Source organism: Streptomyces coffeae (assembly GCF_016741875.1).
GTDB classification, from domain to species: Bacteria; Actinomycetota; Actinomycetes; order Streptomycetales; family Streptomycetaceae; genus Streptomyces; species Streptomyces coffeae.
On sequence record NZ_JAERRF010000031.1, the window covers coordinates 1 to 19,636 of the forward strand.

19 protein-coding genes are annotated in these 19,636 nt (G+C 69.7%); 6 read left to right on the top strand and 13 right to left on the bottom strand.

What is annotated here, in order from left to right:
* Window positions 1-103: 103 nt before the first annotated feature.
* From JK363_RS34230 to JK363_RS34260, 7 genes are all read right to left on the bottom strand, one after another.
* Window positions 104-1,843 carry a P-loop NTPase family protein gene (locus JK363_RS34230; RefSeq protein WP_201881303.1) on the bottom strand — a complete coding sequence of 580 codons (1,740 nt, stop codon included), beginning with the start codon at window positions 1,841-1,843 and terminating at the stop codon, window positions 104-106.
* 1 nt (window position 1,844) lies between these two features.
* Window positions 1,845-3,248 (bottom strand): ATP-binding protein, encoded by a 1,404-nt coding sequence (locus JK363_RS34235; RefSeq protein WP_215911559.1) that lies wholly within the window; start codon window positions 3,246-3,248, stop codon window positions 1,845-1,847.
* Window positions 3,249-3,324: 76 nt separating this feature from the next.
* Window positions 3,325-4,890, bottom strand: a complete 1,566-nt coding sequence (locus JK363_RS34240) for an SCO6880 family protein (RefSeq protein WP_201881306.1) — start codon at window positions 4,888-4,890, stop codon at window positions 3,325-3,327.
* Window positions 4,887-6,236: a hypothetical protein gene (locus JK363_RS34245; RefSeq protein WP_201881307.1), complete on the bottom strand. Its 1,350-nt coding sequence runs from the start codon at window positions 6,234-6,236 to the stop codon at window positions 4,887-4,889. Before JK363_RS34245 ends, JK363_RS34240 begins: the two co-directional genes overlap by 4 nt.
* Entirely contained in the window at window positions 6,226-7,119 is an 894-nt protein-coding gene (locus JK363_RS34250; RefSeq protein ID WP_201881309.1) for a hypothetical protein, read from the bottom strand. Before JK363_RS34250 ends, JK363_RS34245 begins: the two co-directional genes overlap by 11 nt.
* A gap of 392 nt (window positions 7,120-7,511) precedes the next feature.
* Window positions 7,512-7,820, bottom strand: a complete 309-nt coding sequence (locus tag JK363_RS34255) for a DUF8827 family protein (RefSeq protein ID WP_201881310.1) — start codon at window positions 7,818-7,820, stop codon at window positions 7,512-7,514.
* A gap of 338 nt (window positions 7,821-8,158) precedes the next feature.
* Window positions 8,159-8,365: a DUF397 domain-containing protein gene (locus JK363_RS34260; RefSeq protein WP_201881311.1), complete on the bottom strand. Its 207-nt coding sequence runs from the start codon at window positions 8,363-8,365 to the stop codon at window positions 8,159-8,161.
* Window positions 8,366-8,576: 211 nt separating this feature from the next.
* Between JK363_RS34260 and JK363_RS34265 the strand changes: the two genes are divergently transcribed.
* Together JK363_RS34265 and JK363_RS34270 are read left to right on the top strand one after the other, a co-directional pair.
* Window positions 8,577-9,584, top strand: a complete 1,008-nt coding sequence (locus JK363_RS34265) for a C40 family peptidase (RefSeq protein WP_372444910.1) — start codon at window positions 8,577-8,579, stop codon at window positions 9,582-9,584.
* A 251-nt stretch (window positions 9,585-9,835) separates the two neighbouring features.
* Window positions 9,836-10,555, top strand: a complete 720-nt coding sequence (locus tag JK363_RS34270) for a phosphatase PAP2 family protein (protein ID WP_201881313.1) — start codon at window positions 9,836-9,838, stop codon at window positions 10,553-10,555.
* An 82-nt stretch (window positions 10,556-10,637) separates the two neighbouring features.
* Here JK363_RS34270 and JK363_RS34275 read toward each other — a convergent pair whose 3' ends face one another.
* Both JK363_RS34275 and JK363_RS34280 read right to left on the bottom strand, forming a co-directional pair.
* On the bottom strand, window positions 10,638-12,236 hold the full coding sequence (locus tag JK363_RS34275) for an FAD-binding oxidoreductase (protein WP_201881314.1): 1,599 nt from the start codon (window positions 12,234-12,236) through the stop codon (window positions 10,638-10,640).
* Between the two features lie 282 nt (window positions 12,237-12,518).
* Window positions 12,519-12,737, bottom strand: coding sequence for a hypothetical protein (locus JK363_RS34280; RefSeq protein WP_201881439.1), 219 nt, complete (start codon window positions 12,735-12,737; stop codon window positions 12,519-12,521).
* Between the two features lie 96 nt (window positions 12,738-12,833).
* On the opposite strand from JK363_RS34280, the gene JK363_RS34285 reads away from it, so the two are divergent.
* Window positions 12,834-13,745 carry an SCO4651 family lipoprotein gene (locus JK363_RS34285; RefSeq protein ID WP_201881316.1) on the top strand — a complete coding sequence of 304 codons (912 nt, stop codon included), beginning with the start codon at window positions 12,834-12,836 and terminating at the stop codon, window positions 13,743-13,745.
* A 127-nt stretch (window positions 13,746-13,872) separates the two neighbouring features.
* Window positions 13,873-14,136, top strand: coding sequence for a hypothetical protein (locus JK363_RS43115; protein WP_201881441.1), 264 nt, complete (start codon window positions 13,873-13,875; stop codon window positions 14,134-14,136).
* Window positions 14,137-14,260: 124 nt separating this feature from the next.
* Here the strand turns inward: JK363_RS43115 and JK363_RS34295 are convergent, their stop codons facing one another.
* Entirely contained in the window at window positions 14,261-14,665 is a 405-nt protein-coding gene (locus JK363_RS34295) for a metal-sensitive transcriptional regulator (RefSeq protein ID WP_201881318.1), read from the bottom strand.
* 192 nt (window positions 14,666-14,857) lie between these two features.
* Between JK363_RS34295 and JK363_RS34300 the strand changes: the two genes are divergently transcribed.
* Together JK363_RS34300 and JK363_RS34305 are read left to right on the top strand one after the other, a co-directional pair.
* Entirely contained in the window at window positions 14,858-15,478 is a 621-nt protein-coding gene (locus tag JK363_RS34300) for a DUF47 domain-containing protein (protein WP_201881320.1), read from the top strand.
* 8 nt (window positions 15,479-15,486) lie between these two features.
* Window positions 15,487-16,485, top strand: a complete 999-nt coding sequence (locus JK363_RS34305) for an inorganic phosphate transporter (RefSeq protein WP_201881322.1) — start codon at window positions 15,487-15,489, stop codon at window positions 16,483-16,485.
* A gap of 202 nt (window positions 16,486-16,687) precedes the next feature.
* Here the strand turns inward: JK363_RS34305 and pstB are convergent, their stop codons facing one another.
* From pstB to pstC, 3 genes are read right to left on the bottom strand one after another with little or no spacing between them, the layout of a single operon-like run.
* Window positions 16,688-17,464: a phosphate ABC transporter ATP-binding protein PstB gene (gene pstB / locus JK363_RS34310; RefSeq protein WP_201881323.1), complete on the bottom strand. Its 777-nt coding sequence runs from the start codon at window positions 17,462-17,464 to the stop codon at window positions 16,688-16,690.
* A 26-nt stretch (window positions 17,465-17,490) separates the two neighbouring features.
* On the bottom strand, window positions 17,491-18,555 hold the full coding sequence (pstA, locus tag JK363_RS34315) for a phosphate ABC transporter permease PstA (protein ID WP_201881324.1): 1,065 nt from the start codon (window positions 18,553-18,555) through the stop codon (window positions 17,491-17,493).
* Window positions 18,552-19,541, bottom strand: a complete 990-nt coding sequence (gene pstC, locus JK363_RS34320; RefSeq protein WP_201881325.1) for a phosphate ABC transporter permease subunit PstC — start codon at window positions 19,539-19,541, stop codon at window positions 18,552-18,554. Before pstC ends, pstA begins: the two co-directional genes overlap by 4 nt.
* Window positions 19,542-19,636: the final 95 nt, after the last annotated feature.

The following is a 19,636-nucleotide window of genomic DNA, read 5'->3' on the forward strand; positions in this document are numbered from 1 at the left end:
CTCACGACCCATTCAATGCGCTGGAGTTCACCTGTCTTTGACGCCAGCGCGCCAGGGTGCCAGGGGCGCCAGCGCAGCGCCGCTGGTGTCCTGTCCTCGTGTACTAGCCCTGCTCCTGGGTCGCCAGGGAGCGATGCGGCCACCGTGCCCGTGCCTGTTCCTGAGAGCGCATCAGCGCCAGCGTGGGCAGGCCCTGGGCCGTTCCCTGGGTCAGTAGATCGGGAAGCGCCGGGAGTGGTGCCACGGCGGCGATGTCGTCAAGGACGAGGGTGAGTGGTGGGTCGAGCCGACCGGAGGATGACCGTTCGGCCATGCGCCGGCCGTGCTCGACCACGTGCGAGGCGAGTGCGGTCAGCAAGGGCATCGCACCCGGATGGGTCCGCGGATCCTCGATGGATTCGCCCATCACATAGAGCGTTCCCCCTTCGCCCACGAATGACTCCAGCGCGAGCGAATCGGCACGTCCCGGATTGCAGGCGTCCCGGATGTGGATGGAGGACAGCGCGCTGAGCGCACGTGCCGTCAGTTCCTGTGCCAGATCGCGCCGTTCGGGGTGCGCGGTGAGCGTTGCCTCCAGCTCCCCCGCCGTACCGCCCGCCGCCTTGGGGTTCGTCCGCAGGATGCGTACGGGCTCATGTGCGGAGTTGCCCTGTGCCCAGCGGTGCACATGGCGGAAGGGGCGGCCGTCCACCGCCGCGGCATGCAGCCAGCAGCGGAGGAGCGTCTCCGCGGCCTCCGCCATGGGCCTGTCCATGGCGTGCGCGGGGCGTACGGGAGCGAGGAGCGCCGCGGCGCGCGTGGCCGCGATATCGCGGGACCCGCAGTCCGCAGCCGGGTTCCAGCGCAGCCGGGCCGGGGTGTCGAGGAGATGGGAGGGGTCGAAGACATGGGTGGGGCCGAACTTGGCCCGGGCGTCCTTGGTGGAGGACCAGAGCGCGGCGTCACTGGTGACCACCAGGACGGGGCCGACGGCCTCCAGGACGGCTTCGGTGGCCGACGTACCGCGCTGTGCGCCGAAGAGCACCCGGGACCGGCTCAGCTCCCCGTTGGGGAGGGCTGCGGTCGCGGAGTCGGGGCGGGGTGCGGGCAGCGGCTGTCCCGCCACCGTGGGGTCCGGGGCGCCCCCGTCGGTGGTGGGTGCGTCCCACGGGGGCGGCCGCTCGGCGGTGGGGGCGGAGACCGCGGGGGCGTGGACCACGTCTGGCGGCTGGGGGCCGCCGGGGACCGGGAGCGTCGGGCCGCCCGCGGGCGGTGCCGTTGTCGCGTCGCGGGGGCTGCCGGGGCCAGGGTCCGTTGAGCCGTACCCGGCGGTCTCGTATGCCCTCCCCGGCGGCCGCGCGGATGAGGTCGGCTCGGGTCCGCCGTTCACCGCTCCCGGCCGCTCCGCCTCAGCCGCCTTCGCCTCGGCCGTGGCTTCCCTCTTGGCCTGTGCGGCCTGTGCGGCCTCGGCGCGGCGTCTGGCGCGGACCGCGCGGTAGCGGGTCACCGTGCCGACCGTGAAGATCGTCAGCACGATCAGCACCATCAGCTCGCTGATGAAGAGCCCCCAGAAGAGCCCGTACCCCGACAGTTGCGCCTTCGGGGTGTCGGGCCATGCCGCCGCGAGGTTGTGCGGCTCCTCGACGAGATGACGCAGCGCCAGAGGCGTACGCACGAAGGTCAGGCCGTCCGGCCAGGAGCCGTGGGCGAAGAGCCCGGCCAGGCCGGTCGCCGACCACACCAGACAGGTCAAGCCCAGCAGGAATGCCATGACGCCGACCAGCAGCCCGTCCGGAATGCCGTGCTCCGGGCCCGGAGGTCTCCCGTGATCCGCGGGTCCGCCGCGGTTCAGCCCCGCTGTCATGTCATGCCACCGTGGATCCGTATGACGGTCCGCCGTATGCATCCGCCTCCGCTGCCTCGACCGCCGCCGCGGCCCGCTCCTCGGCCTCCGCTTCGGCCGCCATCTGGACGGCCAGCGCGTCCTCCGTCATGGCCCGGTCGGTGTAGACGAGGGGCCGCTCGGCCTCGGTGATCAGGTGTTTGACGACCTGTACGTTGCCGTTGACGTCCCAGACCGCGATACCGGGCGAGAGGGTCGGGATGATCTCGACCGCCCAGCGGGGCAGGCCCAGCACCCGCCCCGTCGCCCGTGCCTCGTCCGCCTTCTGGGCGTAGATGGTGCGGGTGGACGCCATCTTGAGGATCGCCGCGGCTTCCCGCGCCGCCGCGCCGTCGACCACGTCGGAGAGGTGGTGGACAACGGCGACGAAGGACAGACCGAGCCGGCGGCCGAACTTCAGCAGCCGCTGGAAGAGCTGGGCGACGAACGGCGAGTTGATGATGTGCCACGCCTCTTCGACCAGGAAGATGCGCTTCTTGCGGTCCGGCCGGATCCAGGTGTGCTCCAGCCAGACGCCCACGATGGCCATGAGGATCGGCATCGCGATCGAATTGCGGTCGATATGGGAGAGGTCGAAGACGATAAGGGGCGCGTCGAGGTCGATTCCGGCCGTGGTCGGTCCGTCGAACATGCCGCGGAGGTCACCGTCGACCAGCCGGTCCAGGACGAGGGCGACATCCAGGCCCCAGGCCCGTACATCGTCTATGTCGACGTTCATCGCCTCGGCGGACTCGGCCTCGGGGTGCCGCAGCTGCTCGACGATGTCGGTGAGGACCGGCTGACGGTCGACGATGGTCTCGTTGACGTACGCGTGCGCGACCTTCAGGGCGAATCCGGAGCGCTCGTCGAGCCCGTGGCCCATCGCGACTTCGATGATGGTGCGGAGCAGGGCGAGCTGACCGGTGGTGGTGATCGACGGATCCAGGGGGTTGAGCCGGATTCCGCCGTCCAGGGCGGCCATGGGGTCGAGCCGGATGGGCGTTATGCCGAGCTCCTCGGCGATGAGGTTCCACTCGCCCACACCATCCTCGCCCTGAGCGTCCAGCACCACGACCTGGCGGTCGCGGAACCGCAGCTGGCGCAGGACATAGGTCTTCTCCAGGGCCGACTTGCCGTTCCCGGACTCACCGAGCACCAGCCAGTGCGGGGCGGGCAGCTGCTGTCCGTAGAGCTGGAAAGGGTCGTAGATATAGCCCTTCCCGGAGTACACCTCGCGCCCGATGACAACGCCGGAGTCCCCGAGGCCGGGTGCCGCGGTGGGGAGATAGACGGCCTGTGCCTGCCCGGTGGAGGTGCGGACGGGCAGCCGCGTGGTCTCCACCTTTCCGAACAGAAAGGTGGTGAACGCTTCGGTGAGAGCGCTCATCGGATCGGCCACGGCGGAGCCCCTATCGTCCCTGTCGTCCCAGTCGTCTCTAACTGCTCTACTGGATCTGTTGGCTCTATCGGCGGATGCCGGTCGCGAACGGCAGCGTGTTCACAAAAGCCCGGTGGTGCTCACGGTCGCACCACTCCAGCTTGAGATAGCTCTTCCCCGCCGAGGCCCGGATGGTCCGCTTGTCACGCGCGAGTGCCTCCGGTGAGCGGGAGGAGACGGTGATGTAACCGACGAGGTTGACGCCCGCGGCGCCGCTGGCGAGGTCCTCGCCGCGCTGGTCCAGACGGCCGTGAGCGGCGATGTCACGGGGGTCGACGGTGCGGTTCATCTTCGCGGCGCGGCTGGCCTCGGCCTCGTCGTTGGTCTTCTCGGTGAGCATCCGCTCGATGGCGATCTCGGTGGGCTCAAGGTCCATACAGACCGCGACCGTACGGATGACGTCGGGGGTGTGGACGAGGAGCGGGGCGAGGAAGTTGACCCCGACGGGCGTCATGGGCCACTCCTTCACCCACGCGGTGGCGTGGCACCAGGGGTCGCGGGTGCTGGACTCACGCGTCTTGGCCTGGAGGTAGGTGGGCTCCATCGCGTCCAGCTCGGCGGGCCAGGCGTTCCGCTTGGTCATGGCCTGGATGTGGTCGATGGGGTGGTCCGGGTCGTACATGGAGTGGATCAACGAGGCCAGCCGGCCCTGCCCCAGGGGCTGGCGGACGCGGATGTCGGCCTCGGCGAGCCGGGCGCAGATGTCGGTCAGCTCACGCGCCATGACGACGGCCAGGCCCGCGTCCTTGTCGAGGCGGCGGCCGCCGGAGCTGTGGCGGGTGGCGCGGGCGATGGCCTGGGCTTCGGCGGCCAGCTCGCGGGTGTAGTGCATACAGGCGACGAGATAGGCGCGGTGCTGCTCGGAGGAGGTCGAGACCATGGACTGGAGCTGGTCGTAGGAGTCCTTGAGCCAGTGGGGCGCATCGCGGTCGCCGCGGCGCTCGACGTCCTTGGCGTGGGCGTCGGGGTCGGCGGGGAGGGTGCGGGCCAGCATCTGGAGGCGCGTCACGAAGCCATCGCCGTTGGCCACATGCTTGAGGAGAGTGCCGAACCGGTCGACGAGGGCCTCCTGGTCCTCGCTGTCGCGCAGACCGACGCCGGGGCCCTCGATCTCGATGGCGGCGGTGACGGTGCGGCGGTCGGCGTGCAGCAGCACGGCGATCTCGTCGGGGCCGAAGGGGGCGGCCAGCCAGCTGATCCGGCCGATGCCGGGGGGCGGGCCGACCTCGACCTCACGGCCGTCGAACCGGGTGCCGACCTCGGCGGCGGAGGAGCGGTAGGCGGTGGTGCCCTTGCGGACGGCACGCTTGTAGGAACGGTTGATCTCGAACCACCGGTAGAAGGTACGGCCGTTGTACGGCACGTACACGGCGGCGAGGGCGAGGGTGGGGAAGCCGACCAGGGCGACGATGCGCACGATGAGCACCTGCACCACCAGCCCGCACATCATGCCGACGAACGCGCCCCCGATGATCAGGGCGATCTCGCCGGTCTCGCGGTTCTTGCCGACGATCGCGTTGGGGCGGGCGCGGCCGATCAGATACGTGCGTCGGGGCGCGTGGACGGGATGCGTCTGGACGTCGAGCGTCACCGCCGGTCACCTCCCGGGGTGTTGCCGGAGCTGCGGTTGGGGGTGCGGGGGGCGCTGCCACGGCTGCCGCCGGGGTGGCCGGTACGGCTGGTGGCGGAGGCTCCGCCGCCTCCGCCGGGACTGCCGCTGCTGCTTCCGCCGCCGCCTCCGGCAGAGCGGGTGCTGTGGGCGGCCACGCCGCCGGAGACGGGGTTGGCGGGCTTGGACTGCGCCGAGCCGCCGCCCGAGCCGCTGTCGCCTCCGCCGCGGGCGCTGTGGGTGTTGATGCCCTGCTTCACCAGGGCGGCGGGGGAGCTGATGATGGCGGCGGCCTGGCGGGAGGCCGGGTCGGCGCTGGCGCTGCGGGCCTTGACGATCTCGTCGCCGAAGCCGGGCACGAAGCGGTAGATCATCGCGCTGGCGAAGATGGCAAGGATGATGATGGAGAGGCCGGAGACGACGGCTGAGAAGGCGTCGGGCTCGTCACCGGAGGTGGAGAGCGCCCCGGCGAGGGCGAGGACCGTCACGACCACCGGCTTGACGAGGATCACGGCGATCATGATTCCGGCCCAGCGGCGGACGTGGCTCCACATGTTCTTGTCGACCAGGCCGGAGTAGACGGCGGTGCCCAGCAGGGCGCCGACGTAGAGCAGGGCGGCGCGGATGACCAGCTCGAGGCAGAGCACGCCGGCGGCGAGGATCGTCACGAGGGAGACGACGATGAGCATGATGGGGCCGCCGCCGATGTCCTCGTCCTTCTTGAGGGCTTCCGAGAACGAGCCGAAGAAGGCGTCGTTGTCCGCACCGGTGCCGGAGGCGATGGCTTCGGTGACGGCGTCGGTCGCGGTGACGACCGTATAGAGGATGAGCGGGGTGAAGGCGGAGGCCAGGACCGTCAGCCAGAGGAAACCTATGGCTTCGGAGAGCGCCTCCCCGAGCGGGACGCCACGGATGGCGCGCTTGGCAACGGCGAGGAGCCAGAGGATGAGGGTCAGGACGGTCGAGGCGGCGAAGACGACGGCGTACTGGCGGAGGAAGGCTTCGTTGGTGAAGTCGACGTTGGCTGTCTCTTTGACCAGCTTGGAGAGCTTGCCGACGAGCCAGGCGGCGGCGTCGGCGCAGCCGCGGGCGAGGGAGGCGGCGGGGTCGAGGGGGTTGGAGGGGTCGGAGCCGGATGACCCCCCGCCACCATCGCCCTTGCACAAATCCTTGAGCTGGGCGTCATCAATGCCGTCACAACCGTCGCTGGTGTCCGACGGGCGAGGAGTCGGGGCAGCTGCTGCGTGAGTGGCAAGCAGTACGCAAGCGGCTTGTACGGATGCGACTGCCGCACCCATTGAGAGGGCGCGGCGGCGACTAGCGGGCATACGTGAACCCTCCGAATCCCTCTACGGCGTTGGCCATGTCCTCGGCGGAGGAAGCGGTCTGGTCTTGGCCGACAGGCGCCGGGCCGCTCTTCTGGGCGTACTGGACGATCTTCCAGTCACCCTTGATCCATTTCAGGTCGAACGTATCCGTGTACCAGCTCTCGGCGACCGGGGTCTTGGACCCTTCCCCCGCGAGGCCGAAGAGTCGTGAGTCCCAGACAGAGACCCGGGTCTCACCGTTCTTGAACTTCTCCACCTTGGTGCCTACGGGGTTGACGCGTGAGACGAAGGTCATGCCGTCCGGGGGATTGCCGTCGGAATCGAGACCGGCATTGGCGAGGATCTTGCTGTTGGAGAACGCTTTGTCGAGCTTCTTGAGCCGCGTGGCCGCGACATCCGGGGCATAGATGGTGTTCACAATCGCCTCGCGGCGGGTGGGCTTGAACATGCCATCGGATCCCAGCGCCACCGCGTAATTCGCCGCCGCGCTCTGCGCCCCCTGCTCGGTCTTCGGGAAGCCGGACGCGATGCCCGTCACGCTGTTCTTGCCCTCGACCGGGCGCTGGCCCGTCGGGGCGGTGGGCTGGCTGTCGGCGCTGGTGCCGCCCGTGGTGCCGCTGTCGGAGTCGTTGTCCTTGCCGCCGCCGCGGTTGACGAAGGCGATGGCGGCGAGGAGGAGGACGACAACGCCGACCACGGTGACCAGATTGCGGCTGGGCTTGGCCGCGCGGCCGGCGCCGCGGCGGGGTGGGCCGTAGGGGTCGCCGTCGCCTTCGGGTAGGCGGGTGCGTGTGAGGTGGTCGCCGGAGGCCGCGCCGCGGGCGCGGCCCGTGTCGTGGCCGTCGTAGTCGCCGCCGTATCCGTCGTCGCCGCCGAGACTCATCGTGCGTACGCCCCTTCACCCGTGCCAAGCCTGCCGCCGACCGGGCCGATCCGGCCGCCCGTACCGGCCGCGTCGACCATGGTCGCTCTTCCTCCACCCCTGTACGACGGTAACGGCGTGGACTGACGCTCGGGCGCGGTGGTGTGAGTGGACATCAAGCTGACACGACCTCAGCGAGGAGAGCGGGCATCGGAGCGGGCATCGGGGAGCAGCCTCGGGTAACGGGAGTGGGGGCCGGTAGAGGGGATCGGGGGCGGAGGCTCGGGAACGGGGGCGTACGCCGGATACGAGGGGCGGCTCCGGGGCTCGAAGAGCGGAGCGCGCTCCGTGTTCCGGCTCGTCCGCCGGTTCCGCGCTCCTCTGCCCGGCGCTTCCGCCGCTCCGGGGCGGGGCTAGATGGCCATGCCGTACACGATCGTGAAGAGGGTGCCCAGTGAACCGATGATGAAGACACCGGTCAGGCCGGCGACGATCAGCCCCTTGCCCTGCTCCGCGCTGAAGGTGTCGCGCAGTGCCGTCGCGCCGATCCGCTGCTTGGCAGCGCCCCAGATCGCGATGCCGAAGCAGAGCAGCAGCGCGATGGCCATCACGACCTCGATCATCACGCGGGCCTCGCTGCCAAGGCTCCCGAAGGGGCCCCAGTCTGGGGCGATTCCGCCGATGATGGTGTTGATGTCGCCCTTTTCGGCCGCTAGGAACATTTGAACTCACCGCCCCTTATGGGTAGTTGTATCTGCCTCGCCGTCATGGCGTGGGTCAGTCTCTATCTTCGCTGACGATTCCGCTTCCGCATGTCGACTTGGCGGCATTTCTTGGCGGATCTCGCACGTGTTGTGGACCACTGCGGTCTGTCCGGTGGGCGAGGCGCGTCAAAACAAGGCCCTATGGTTACTCTGTGTATCACGCACCTGGGCGCCGGGCAACGATCAGTGACCGCCATCGGGCCCAGTGCTGCGTCCCCCGACACGCCGGTCGGGCACGCCGTTCGGCGCCCCCGGTCCACCCGTCCGGAGTCGCCCCGACGGCTCGTCACCCGTCCTCACCCCTCGGTGAAGTCGTCGAACTCGCCGGCCTTGACCCCTTTGACGAACGCGATCCACTTGGCGGGGGTGGTGATGACGACGGTCTGCGGGGCGTCGCTCTCCCGCAGGTGGATCCGGCCGTCCGGGTCCACGGCCACCTCCAGGCGGGCGGCGCCCGGCTCGCCGTCGCCGGCCGGGGCCCGCTGCCAGTCGAGCTGCGTCATCTCTGCTTCCCCCGGATGTGGTTCGGGCGGCTCGGACGCGCCGGACTCTACGCGTTCCACGGCCTGGTGGAAGGCGGCAGAGGGCGGAGCGGCGAGGCATGGGGGGCGCGTGCCGCGGGGCCGCCGTAAGGTTTCGGCTGGGAAGCGGCTGGATTTCGCCGTGCGTGCGGAAACGCGTTCGTACGGGGGGTCGATGGGGGAGGATGGCCGGGTGCGCAAGGTCTGGCTGGGCGTCAGTGTCGGTCTCGGGGTCACGTCCTCGTTCGTCGGTCTGCTGGTCGTCGGCACCTATATGGTCGCCGCGGATCTCACCGGCGGCGGCAGCGGCGGGACCGTCGGGCTGGCCAAGGGCGCCGTCCCGGCCGCGTACCAGCCGCTCGTCCAGAAGTGGGGCAATAGCTGCCCCGCCATCAATCCCGCGCTCCTGGCCGCGCAGCTCTACCAGGAGAGCGGGTGGAACGCGAAGGCGCAGAGCCCGGCCAACGCCAAGGGGATAGCGCAGTTCATCCCCGCCACCTGGGCCAGCCACGGGGTGGACGGCGACAAGGACGGCGACCGGGACATCTGGGATCCGAAGGATGCCATCGCGTCGGCGGCCGCCTATGACTGCTCGCTCGCCAAGTATGTGAAGGACGTGCCGGGCAACGCCACGCACAACATGCTGGCCTCGTACAACGCCGGTGCCTATGCCGTGATCAAGCACGGCGGGGTGCCGCCGTACCGCGAGACACGGAACTACGTGAAGACGATCACCACCCTCGCCAAGAGCTTCGAGGCCCCCGTCCAGCGGGTGCGCCCCTCGCAGCAGTCGGCCGGGGCGATCTACTTCGCGCAGAAGCAGCTCGGCAAGGAGTATCTGTGGGGCGGGAACGGTACGCCCGAGCAGGGCGGCCGGTTCGACTGCTCGGGGCTCACCAAGGCGGCGTACAAGACCGTCGGGATCGATCTCCCGCGCGTTGCCAATGACCAGTGGAACGCCGGGCCCCACCCCAAGCGGAACGAGCTGATCCCCGGGGACCTGGTCTTCTTCGCCTACGATCTCGACGATCCGAGATCGATCCACCATGTGGGGATGTATGTGGGCGGCGGATACATGATCAACGCTCCGTACACGGGCGCGGTGATCAGATTCGACAAGATCGACACCCCCGACTACATCGGCGCGACGCGGGTGACACAAGATGGCGCAAAAGCGTTGCCACGGGCGAACTCCGCGTAAAGATTCCCCCTGAGCTGCGACGATCGGTCACCCTTCGATAACGTCCCGGTGATCGTTGGGTTGAGAACGGAACGCCCGGCGGAAAGTGGGCGTTTCCTGGGAGTGGATCGATTCCATGCATGGGATCAGCGTGGTCCGACGTGGACGGGCGGCCGGTTCTCCGGCACCGGTCACGGCGGCCACCGGTCGTCACCACCACGGGGGCCGTCAACGGCATGTAGCAACAGGCAAGAGATAAGGGGTCATGGCACATGGCTGGACTCGCACAGGACGGGTCGAACCCCGATGTCAGCCTGCTCTACGACATCAACGGACTCGCGAAGGACGCCCCCCACTGGTTCGACCGCGTCATGGAGTTCGTCGGCGAGTACGGGATCGTCATCGGGCTGGTCCTGGTGGCCCTCGGCGCCTGGTGGAGCGTGCGCAAGCGTCCGCAGGAAGCGCCGTCCGCCGTCGCGGGGCTGATATGGGCGCCGCTGGCGGCCGGACTCGCGCTGCTGGCCAACATCCCCATCCGGGGCATCGTCCAGCGGCCCCGCCCCTTCAAGGACCATCAGGGGCTCGACGTCCTGGTCGCGGGCAAGACCGACTACTCCTTCGTCAGCGATCACGCGACGCTGACCATGGCCATTGCCGTCGGCGTCTTCATGGCCCACCGCGCCTTCGGGGTGGGTGCCATAGCGCTGGCGCTGCTCGAAGGCTTCTGCCGGGTCTACATGGGCGTGCACTACCCCACGGACGTGGTCGGCGGGTTCGCGCTGGGCACGGCGGTCACACTGCTGCTGGCGCCGCTGGCGATGATGCTGCTCACCCCGCTGACGACCGCCATCGCGGGCTCCCGCGCGGGCTGGCTGGTACGGGACGGCCGCGCCGCCCACGCCGTCGGATCCGCGGCCGGGGAAGGGCTGCCGGAGGTGCCCGAGCGCCGGTCGCCGGGCGGCGAGCGCGGCAACAAGGACCTCGCGGCCTAGGCCCTGGCACCCGGCGTACACACGGCAAAGGCCCGGCGGATGAACCGCCGGGCCTTTGCCGTGTTCGGCCGGTGTGCGGGCGTCAGAGCGCCTGCGGGAAGTTGAAGAGCCGGTCCGGGTCGTAACGCTTCTTCAGCTGGGTCAGCCGGTCCGCGGCGGATCCGTAGTACGCCTTCCGCCAGTCTCTCAGGGACGCGTCGGTGTAGTTCTGGTACGCCGCCCCCGAGGCGTACCGCCGCATCGCCGAGTGCGTACTGGCCAGCCAGGAGTTCTGTGCGTCGCCCGAGCCGCCCGCCGCCCAGGAGCCGGTGTACTGCGCGAGGAAGCGCGAGCGCCGGTGGACGAACGCGGTGCTCTGGGCCGATACGCGGTTCACCGCCCCGCCCAGCGCGGTGAGCGCGATGCTGACCGCGCCACCGCCGCTGGTGCGCCGTCCGAACCGCTCGACCTGGTCGAGCATCGCGCGGACGCCCGCCGCGCTCAGCGAGCGGTCGTAGAAGTCCGAGCGCGCCGCGTAGGTCTCGCGCTGGAGCACCCCGGAGTTGCTCTGGCCCGGGTGGCCGCCGGGCAGATGGCACTTGGTGGTCGAGGTCTCGCTGCAGCCCGCGTACATCCGCATCGCCTCGACGTAGTCGCGGCGGCGCAGGGTGACCCGGGTGGCCGGGCCGGGGCCGCCCGGGCCGTCGGCCAGCCGGTCCACGGCGTTCTGGAGGTCGCCGTAGGTGCCCAAAGAGAAGCAGCTGACGGAGACGGTGGGGGTGTGGCCGGGGGTGGCGGACAGATGCAGCGAGGACCATATTTCGTCCGGCTGGTCCGGGCCCCACTTCTGCCAGGCGCTCAGCACCTTCGCCGCCTTCGACCATGGCCATGACATGTACGCGGTGACGCCGTCGTGGGTCTGGTGGGTGCGGAAGCGGAGTTCGGTGACCACGCCGAAGTTGCCGTTGCCGGCGCCGCGCAGGGCCCAGAACAGATCGGTCTCGCGGTTCTTGGAGACGTCCAGCGTCTTGCCGTCCGCGGTGACGATCTTCGCGCCGATGAGGCTGTCCGAGGTCAGCCCGTACGCCCGGGAGACCACACCATGGCCGCCGCCCAGCGTCAGACCGGAGATGCCCACCGTGGGGCAGGAGCCGCCGGGGACGGTGACACCGCGGGCGCCCAGCGTGGTGTAGATGTCGATGAGCTTGGCGCCGCCGCCGATCCGGGCCTCGCCCGAGGTGGTGCGGATCGAGCGCAGCGCGGAGACATCGATGATCAGACGGCCGTCGCCGCTGGACCATCCGGCGTAGCTGTGGCCGCCGTTGCGGATGGCCACCGGGGTGTTGTGGCGCCGGGCGAAGGCCAGACAGGCGGCGATGTCGGCGGTGTTCTCTATATAGGCGACACCGGCCGGACGCAGATGGTCGAACCGGGTGTTGTAGAGCCGCCGGGCCGAGGTGAAGTCGGAGTCGCCGGGGCGCACCAGATCGCCCTGGAGGTCCCTGCCCAGCGCGGTCCAGTCCGCGGCCCGCGCCGTTCCGGCGAGGGCGCCGGGGCGGCCGGAGGCGGCGGCGGAGCGGACGTCCGCCCCGGAGGTGGAACGGGAGGAGGCGGCCCGTCCGGAATCGTTGCTGCATGCGGTGGCCCAGCCGGCCGTCACCGTGAGTCCGGTGCCCGCTGCCAGCAGTTTCCGCCGGTTCATGGCGGTGTCCCCTCCCTGTCGACCTGTGTCCGAAACGCGGACCAGGCCGCCGCTCAGCGGGCCCGGTCACTTGGTCAGAGGGGAGGACCGGGTGAGGTGGTTCCGTTTGTCCGGGCGGGAGTTCGACGTTTTGGCCATCAAGGGGCCATCAACAGGCAGCCGGTGGGACGGCCGTGAGGAGGGGAGCCTGCGACCGTCAGGGAGAACAGGGCAAGGCGCCGGGGAACGCCGCCGTCGAGGGAAGCCGGGAACGTCGTCGTCAGAGCACGTCCGGCGCGGAGTTCAGAGCACGTCCGGCACGGAGTGACGGGTCGTCGTATGCGCGGCCGCGTCGTCGCGCGCCAGCCCGCGGGCGCGACGGGCGGGGCCGGACCAGCCGCAGGTGCAGCGGGCGAGGCAGAAGGAACCCCGCTCCACGGTGGACGTGAGCGGGCCGTCGGCGCCTGTGTCGCCCGGGCCGCCGTCGTCCGCGCCGGGGCCCGTGTCACCTGAGTCGAGCACATGACCACGCTACCGGGCCGTGACGGGCCGCCCGACCGGATCGTTAAACGAACAAGTACCAAGCATGGACGAGCGTGGCCAGGGGGTCGGCGGTCGATGGAGTTCCAGCAGCGCGGACTCGGCGTACGGAGACGGGTGAGAGTGGTCGCCGGGGTCGTGGCGGGCGGTCTGCTGGCTGCGCTCCTGGCGACAGTCAGCGGCTGTTCCTCCGAGACGGCGGCCGATGAGCGCCCCGGCGGTGTCGCCCCGGACGAGACCGCGGTCGCGGTGCTGCGGCGGGCGGCGGACGTCCTGGTCCGCGAGGGCAGTTCACGGGTCCGTACGACCATGGAGACGGCCACGGGTGGCACCCGCGTGTCCATCCGGGGCGCCGGGGCGTACGACTTCGAGAAGCGGCGGGGGCGGCTGCGGCTGCTGCTGCCGCGCGACCCGATGGGGGACGCCGAGCATGCGCCGATCACCGAACTCCTCGCCTCCGGAGCGCTCTTCATGCGCAATCGCGGTGCGGGCATCCCCAGCGACAAATGGGTACGGGTGGACACCACCGACATTCCGGACGGCAATCTGGTCACCGGAGGAGCCACGGACCCGCTGGCCGCCGCCGAACTGCTGCGCGGGGTGCGGAAGGCGAGCCTGGTGGGCGAGGAGGGGCTCGACGGGGCCCTGGTGCGCCACTACCGCGGCACCACCGACATCGGCCGCGCCGCGCGGGTGGCGTCGGAGGGCGCGCGCGGTGCGCTGACCGCCGCGGCCAAGGGGTTCGACGAGGGCACGGTCGCCTTCGACGCGTATCTCGACGGCCTCGGGCGGCTGCGTGAGGTGCGCCACCGCTTCACCGTGGGCAGCCAGGTCAGCGGCCGGGACGCGGCCCAGGAGCAGGGGGCCACCGGCAGCGCGGTGGGGGTGTCCTCCACGACCGAGCTGTACGACTTCGGGGCGCCGGCCCTGGTCGAGCTGCCCAAGCCCGCGGATATCTACACAGGGAAGGTCGGATCGCCTCAGAAGTAGTCGGAGGGGCCCGCTCTGCCCTTCGAAATGGCCCATCCGTGCCATGCGCGGAGTGTGTACCGATCCCTACGCTGGGAAGCCGCTGCTCGAAAGTGCTCGCAGGTGCTCGCAGGAGGAGGTGAAACACGTGGTTGCGCGTCGCGGCTCGTCGGGCCCGGACCCCGTGGCCCTCGTCGAGATCGATCTCTATGGTGAGTTGATGATCGCTGCGTCGAGCGCGGACGAGGACAGGCTCAGCACGGACCGTATCGACGAGGTTCTCCGGGTGGAGGCCGACCGATCAGATCCGGCCGAGCGTGCCCGGGTCGACAGCCCCCGGAGCGACCGGGGTGCCGACCGGGCTCCGGGTGCGGAGCAGGATTCGGAAGCCGAGGTCCCGGACGCCGGGTGAGAGTTGTCACCGCCTCGCCGGCGGGCGCGGAGCGCTCCGTCCGGCGAGGGTGCGGTGCGGCCCGCGGCGGGCCGCTGATGGGCCCGGTCCCCGGCGGAGCGCCAGGTCGCACCGGCCGCCCCGGTCAGGTCCGCAGCAGCCGGGCGATGGCCGCTGTGGCCTCGGCCACCTTGGCGTCGACCTCGCTCCCGCCCTCGGTCTCGCCCTGTGCGGCGCTCTCCACGGCCGCGCTGGCGACGCAGTGGCGCAGATGCTCCTCCAGCAGCTGGAGGGCGAAGGACTGGAGCGCCTTGGTGCTCGCCGAGACCTGGGTGAGTATGTCGATGCAGTAGACGTCCTCTTCAACCATCCGCTGCAAGCCCCTGACCTGGCCCTCGATCCGGCGCAGCCGCTTGAGGTGCTGGTCCTTCTGCTTGGCGTACCCATGGCCGCCGTGGCTCTCGGGAGCCGGTCCCGACGCCTGGCCGGATGCCTCGCTCCCGGTCCCGCCCTCGAGGGGCGAGCCGGTGTCGGCTGCCGTGGTCGTCATGGAGTCCTCCCGTTGTTCACTCTATGTCCCCGTATACCCCCACTGGGTATATGCTACCGGGTTTTCCGGTCGATTCCGGCCCCTGTGAAGAGCACTCTCCCTGATGGGCGACACTGGGACCGCCGGTTACCGTGGCCGGAAGATGCGCCTAGCATCGTCGAGTCCCCATCCGCTGCATCCCGAGGATCCCCAGTGCGCTTTCGTCTGACCCCCAGGGAGACGAGCTTTTACGACATGTTCGCCGCCTCCGCGGACAACATCGTGACCGGCTCCAAGCTCCTGATGGAATTGCTCGGGGCGGACTCCGCCGCTCGTGCCGAGATCTCGGAGCGGATGAGGGCCGCGGAGCACGCGGGAGACGACGCCACCCACGCGATCTTCCATCAGCTGAACTCCTCCTTCATCACGCCGTTCGACCGCGAGGACATCTACCGTCTGGCCTCGTCCCTCGACGACATCATGGACTTCATGGAGGAGGCCGTCGACCTGGTCGTTCTCTACCAGGTCGAGGAGTTGCCCAAGGGTGTGGAGCAGCAGATCGAGGTGCTGGCGCGGGCGGCTGAGCTGACCGCGGAGGCGATGCCGAATCTGCGCACCATGACCAACCTCACCGAGTACTGGATCGAGGTCAACCGGCTGGAGAACCAGGCGGACCAGATCCACCGCAAGCTGCTGGCCCACCTCTTCAACGGCAAGTACGACGCCATCGAGGTGCTCAAGCTCAAGCAGATCGTGGATGTGCTCGAGGAGGCGGCCGACGCCTTCGAGCATGTGGCCAATACGGTCGAGACCATCGCCGTCAAGGAGTCCTGAGCCCCGGCATGGACACCTTCGCGCTTGTCGTGACCATCGCGGTCGCGCTCTTCTTCACCTATACCAACGGCTTCCACGACTCCGCGAACGCCATCGCGACCTCGGTCTCCACCCGCGCGCTGACCCCGCGGGCGGCGCTGGCGATGGCCGCGGTGATGAACCTCGCCGGTGCCTTCCTGGGCAGTGGGGTCGCCAAAACCGTCAGCGAGGGCCTGATCGCCACCCCGACGGGCAAACAAGGCATGATGATCTTGTTCGCCGGACTGGTGGGCGCGATCACCTGGAACATGGTGACCTGGTACTTCGGGCTGCCGTCCTCCTCCTCACACGCTCTGTTCGGCGGTCTGGTGGGCGCGGCGCTCGCCGGTGCCAGCACGGTCCACTGGGACGGCGTGCTGGAGAAGATCGTCATTCCGATGGTGATCTCGCCGATCGTCGGCCTGGTGCTGGGCTACTTCGTGATGGTGATCATCTTCTGGATCTTCCGTAAGGCCAACCCGCACAAGGCCAAGCGCGGCTTCCGGATAGCCCAGACCGTCTCGGCGGCGGGCATGGCGCTGGGCCACGGTCTCCAGGACGCCCAGAAGACCATGGGTGTTGTGGTGATGGCCCTGGTCATCTCCGGTGTCGAGGACCAGGGTGATCCGATTCCGGTGTGGGTGAAGATCGCCTGTGCCGCGATGCTCTCGCTGGGCACCTACGCGGGCGGCTGGCGCATCATGCGCACGCTGGGCCGCCGGATCATCGAGCTGGACCCGCCGCAGGGGTTCGCGGCCGAGACCACGGCGGCGTCCGTCATGTACAGCGCGTCGTTCATGTTCAACGCGCCGATCTCCACCACCCATGTGATCACCTCGGCGATCATGGGCGTGGGCGCCACCAAGCGCATCAGCGCGGTGCGCTGGGGCGTCGCGAAGAACATCATCCTCGGCTGGTTCATCACCATGCCCGCGGCCGCCGGTGTGGCGGCGGGCAGCTACTGGATCGTGAATCTGGCCTTCGGCTGACGGCCTTGTCCCTCGCGGCCCGCGGGCGTTGTCATCCACGTCCCGCGGGCTTCGCCGTACGCCCGTCGGCCCGCGCCGCAGCGCGGCGAGCACATAGGAGGCCCGCCCCCGGGAGCCAGGGGCGGGCCTTTCGTCATGCGGTGGCACCGCCATGCAGCACCGCAGGACGCCTCCTCCTCGCCGGATCGCGAGGGGTCGTGGGTCAGCCGAAGCGGCCCGAGATGTAGTCCTCGGTCGCCTGCACCGACGGGTTGGAGAAGATCCGCTCGGTCTCGTCGATCTCGATGAGCTTGCCGGGCTGGCCGACGCCCGCCAGGTTGAAGAAGGCCGTACGGTCCGAGACCCGCGCCGCCTGCTGCATGTTGTGCGTCACGATGACGATCGTGAAGCGCTCCTTGAGGTCGCCGATCAGGTCCTCGATGGCGAGGGTGGAGATCGGGTCCAGCGCCGAGCAGGGCTCGTCCATCAGCAGCACATCGGGCTCGACCGCGATGGCGCGGGCGATGCACAGCCGCTGCTGCTGACCGCCGGAGAGTCCGGCGCCCGGCTTGTTCAGCCGGTCCTTGACCTCGTTCCAGAGGTTGGCGCCCTTGAGGGACCGCTCGACGATGTCCGCCAGCTCGCTCTTCTTGTACGAGCCGTTCAGCTTCAGTCCGGCCGCGACGTTCTCGAAGATGGACATCGTCGGGAACGGGTTCGGGCGCTGGAAGACCATGCCGACGGTGCGCCGGACGGAGACCGGGTCGACACCGGAGCCGTAGAGGTTCTCGTCGTCGAGCATCACCTTGCCCTCGACCCGGCCGCCGGGGGTGACCTCGTGCATCCGGTTCAGGGTGCGCAGGAAGGTGGACTTGCCGCAGCCGGAGGGGCCGATGAACGCGGTTACCGAGCGGGGCTCGACGGTCATCGAGATGTCCTCGATGGCCTTGTGGCTTCCGTAGTAGGCGGTCAGGCCGCTGACGTCGATGCGCTTGGCCATGTGAATCACTTCTCTTCTTCGTGGCCTCAGCGGCCGGTCTTCGGGGCCTTCCAGCGGGCGATACCGCGGGCGACCAGGTTCAGGATCATGACGAAGGCGATGAGCACGAGTGCCGCGGCCCAAGCCCGGTTGAAGGACGCCTCGTTGCCGAGCTGCCACTGCTCGTAGATGTAGTAGGGCAGCGAGGACTGGGCGCCATCGAACGGGTTGTTGTTGATCCCGGCGGCGCCGAAGACCAGCAGCACGATGGGCGCGGACTCACCCGCGATACGGGCGACCGCGAGCATCACACCCGTGGTGATCCCGCCGACGGCGGTGGGCAGCACCACCTTGAGGATGGTGCGCCACTTGGGCACGCCGAGCGCGAGCGAAGCCTCGCGCAGCTCGTTCGGGACGAGCTTGAGCATCTCCTCGGTCGAGCGGACGACCACCGGCATCATCAGGATGGCCAGCGCCATCGCGCCGGCGAAGCCGGAGTAGCTGAAGCCCAGGATGATGATCCAGAAGCTGAGGATGAACAGACCGGCCACGATCGAGGGGATGCCGGTCATCACGTCGACGAAGAACGTCACGGCCTTCGCCAGCCGCCCGCGGCCGTACTCCACCAGATAGATGGCGGTCAGCAGACCGATCGGGGCGGCGATGAGGGTGGCGATGCCGACCTGCTCCAGGGTGCCGATGATCGCGTGGTACGCGCCACCGCCGGGCAGGATCGTCTGCACGCCCTCCATGGAGTGGTTCAGAAAGTAGCCGTCGAGCACGGTCTTGCCGCGTTCTACGGTCTCCCAGATCAGCGAGACCAGGGGGACGACGGCGAGCACGAAGCAGACCCAGACCAGGCTGGTGGCCAGCCGGTCCTTGGCCTGGCGGCCGCCTTCGACCGCGGCGGCGAGGCCGTAGGAGCCGAGGATGAACAGCACGGCCGCGATCAGGCCCCACTGGAGGGTGTTGCCGAGGCCCGCCGCGGTGCCGATGCCCGCGCCCGCCGCGGCCGAGACCACGACCAGGGCCGGGAGCGTCCAGCGCGGCAGCCGGGCCTGACGGAGGGACGAGGCGCCCGCCTCGTTCTTGGTGATCGTGGCGTTGCTCATGCTGCGGCCCCCGAGTACTCCTTGCGCCGGGCGATGATCATCCGCGCGGCGCCGTTCACCAGCAGGGTGATGACGAACAGCACCAGACCGGAGGCGATCAGCGCATCACGGCCGTTGTCGTTCGCCTCCTTGAAGTGGCTGGCGATGTTCTGGGCGAAGGTGCCGCCGCCCGGGTCCAGCAGGCTGGCGTTGATCAGGTAGCTGGGGGACAGCACGGTGGCGACCGCCATGGTCTCGCCCAGCGCCCGGCCGAGGCCGAGCATGGAGGCGCTGATGATGCCGGAGCGGCCGAAGGGGAGGACCGCCATCCGGACGACTTCCCAGCGGGTGGCGCCGAGCGCCAGCGCGGCTTCCTCGTGCATCTTCGGGACCTGCCGGAACACCTCGCGGCTCACGCTGGTGACGATCGGCAGGATCATGATCGCCAGCAGGATGCCGACGGTGAACAGGGAGCGCGCGGCGCCGCCCTGGTAGCTGAAGATCCCGGTCCAGCCCAGGTACTCGTCGAACCAGGTGTACAGCCCGGTCAGATGCGGCACCAGGAAGAGCGCGCCCCACAGGCCGTACACGATGCTGGGGACGGCGGCGAGCAGATCGATGACGTACGCCACCGGGGCGGCCAGCCGGCGCGGGGCGTAGTGCGAGATGAACAGCGCGATGCCGACCGCGACCGGGACCGCGATGGCCATCGCGATGATCGAGCTGATGACCGTGCCGTAGGCGAGGACGGCGATGCCGAACTTCATCGGCTCGGTGCCGGTGTTCCACTCGAAGGCGGTGAGGAAGTTCGCCTCGTCCTTGGAGATCGCGATGGCGGCGCGGTAGGAGAGGAAGGCCGCGATGGCCGCCATGATCACCAGCAGGGCGATACCGGATCCCCGGGAGAGCGCGAGGAAGATCTTGTCACCGGCGCGGCCCGTGGAACGGGCCTTGATCCGGGGTGGTGTCCCGGCGGGCGTGTGTGTGGGTTCTATGTCCGTTTTCATGGGTTCTCCGGTCTGCGGAGCCGATCGGGACCGGCTCCTGCGTGCGGCGGTGCACCGGACGATGCGGCCGGCTCCGCCGCGCGTTCACGCGGTGG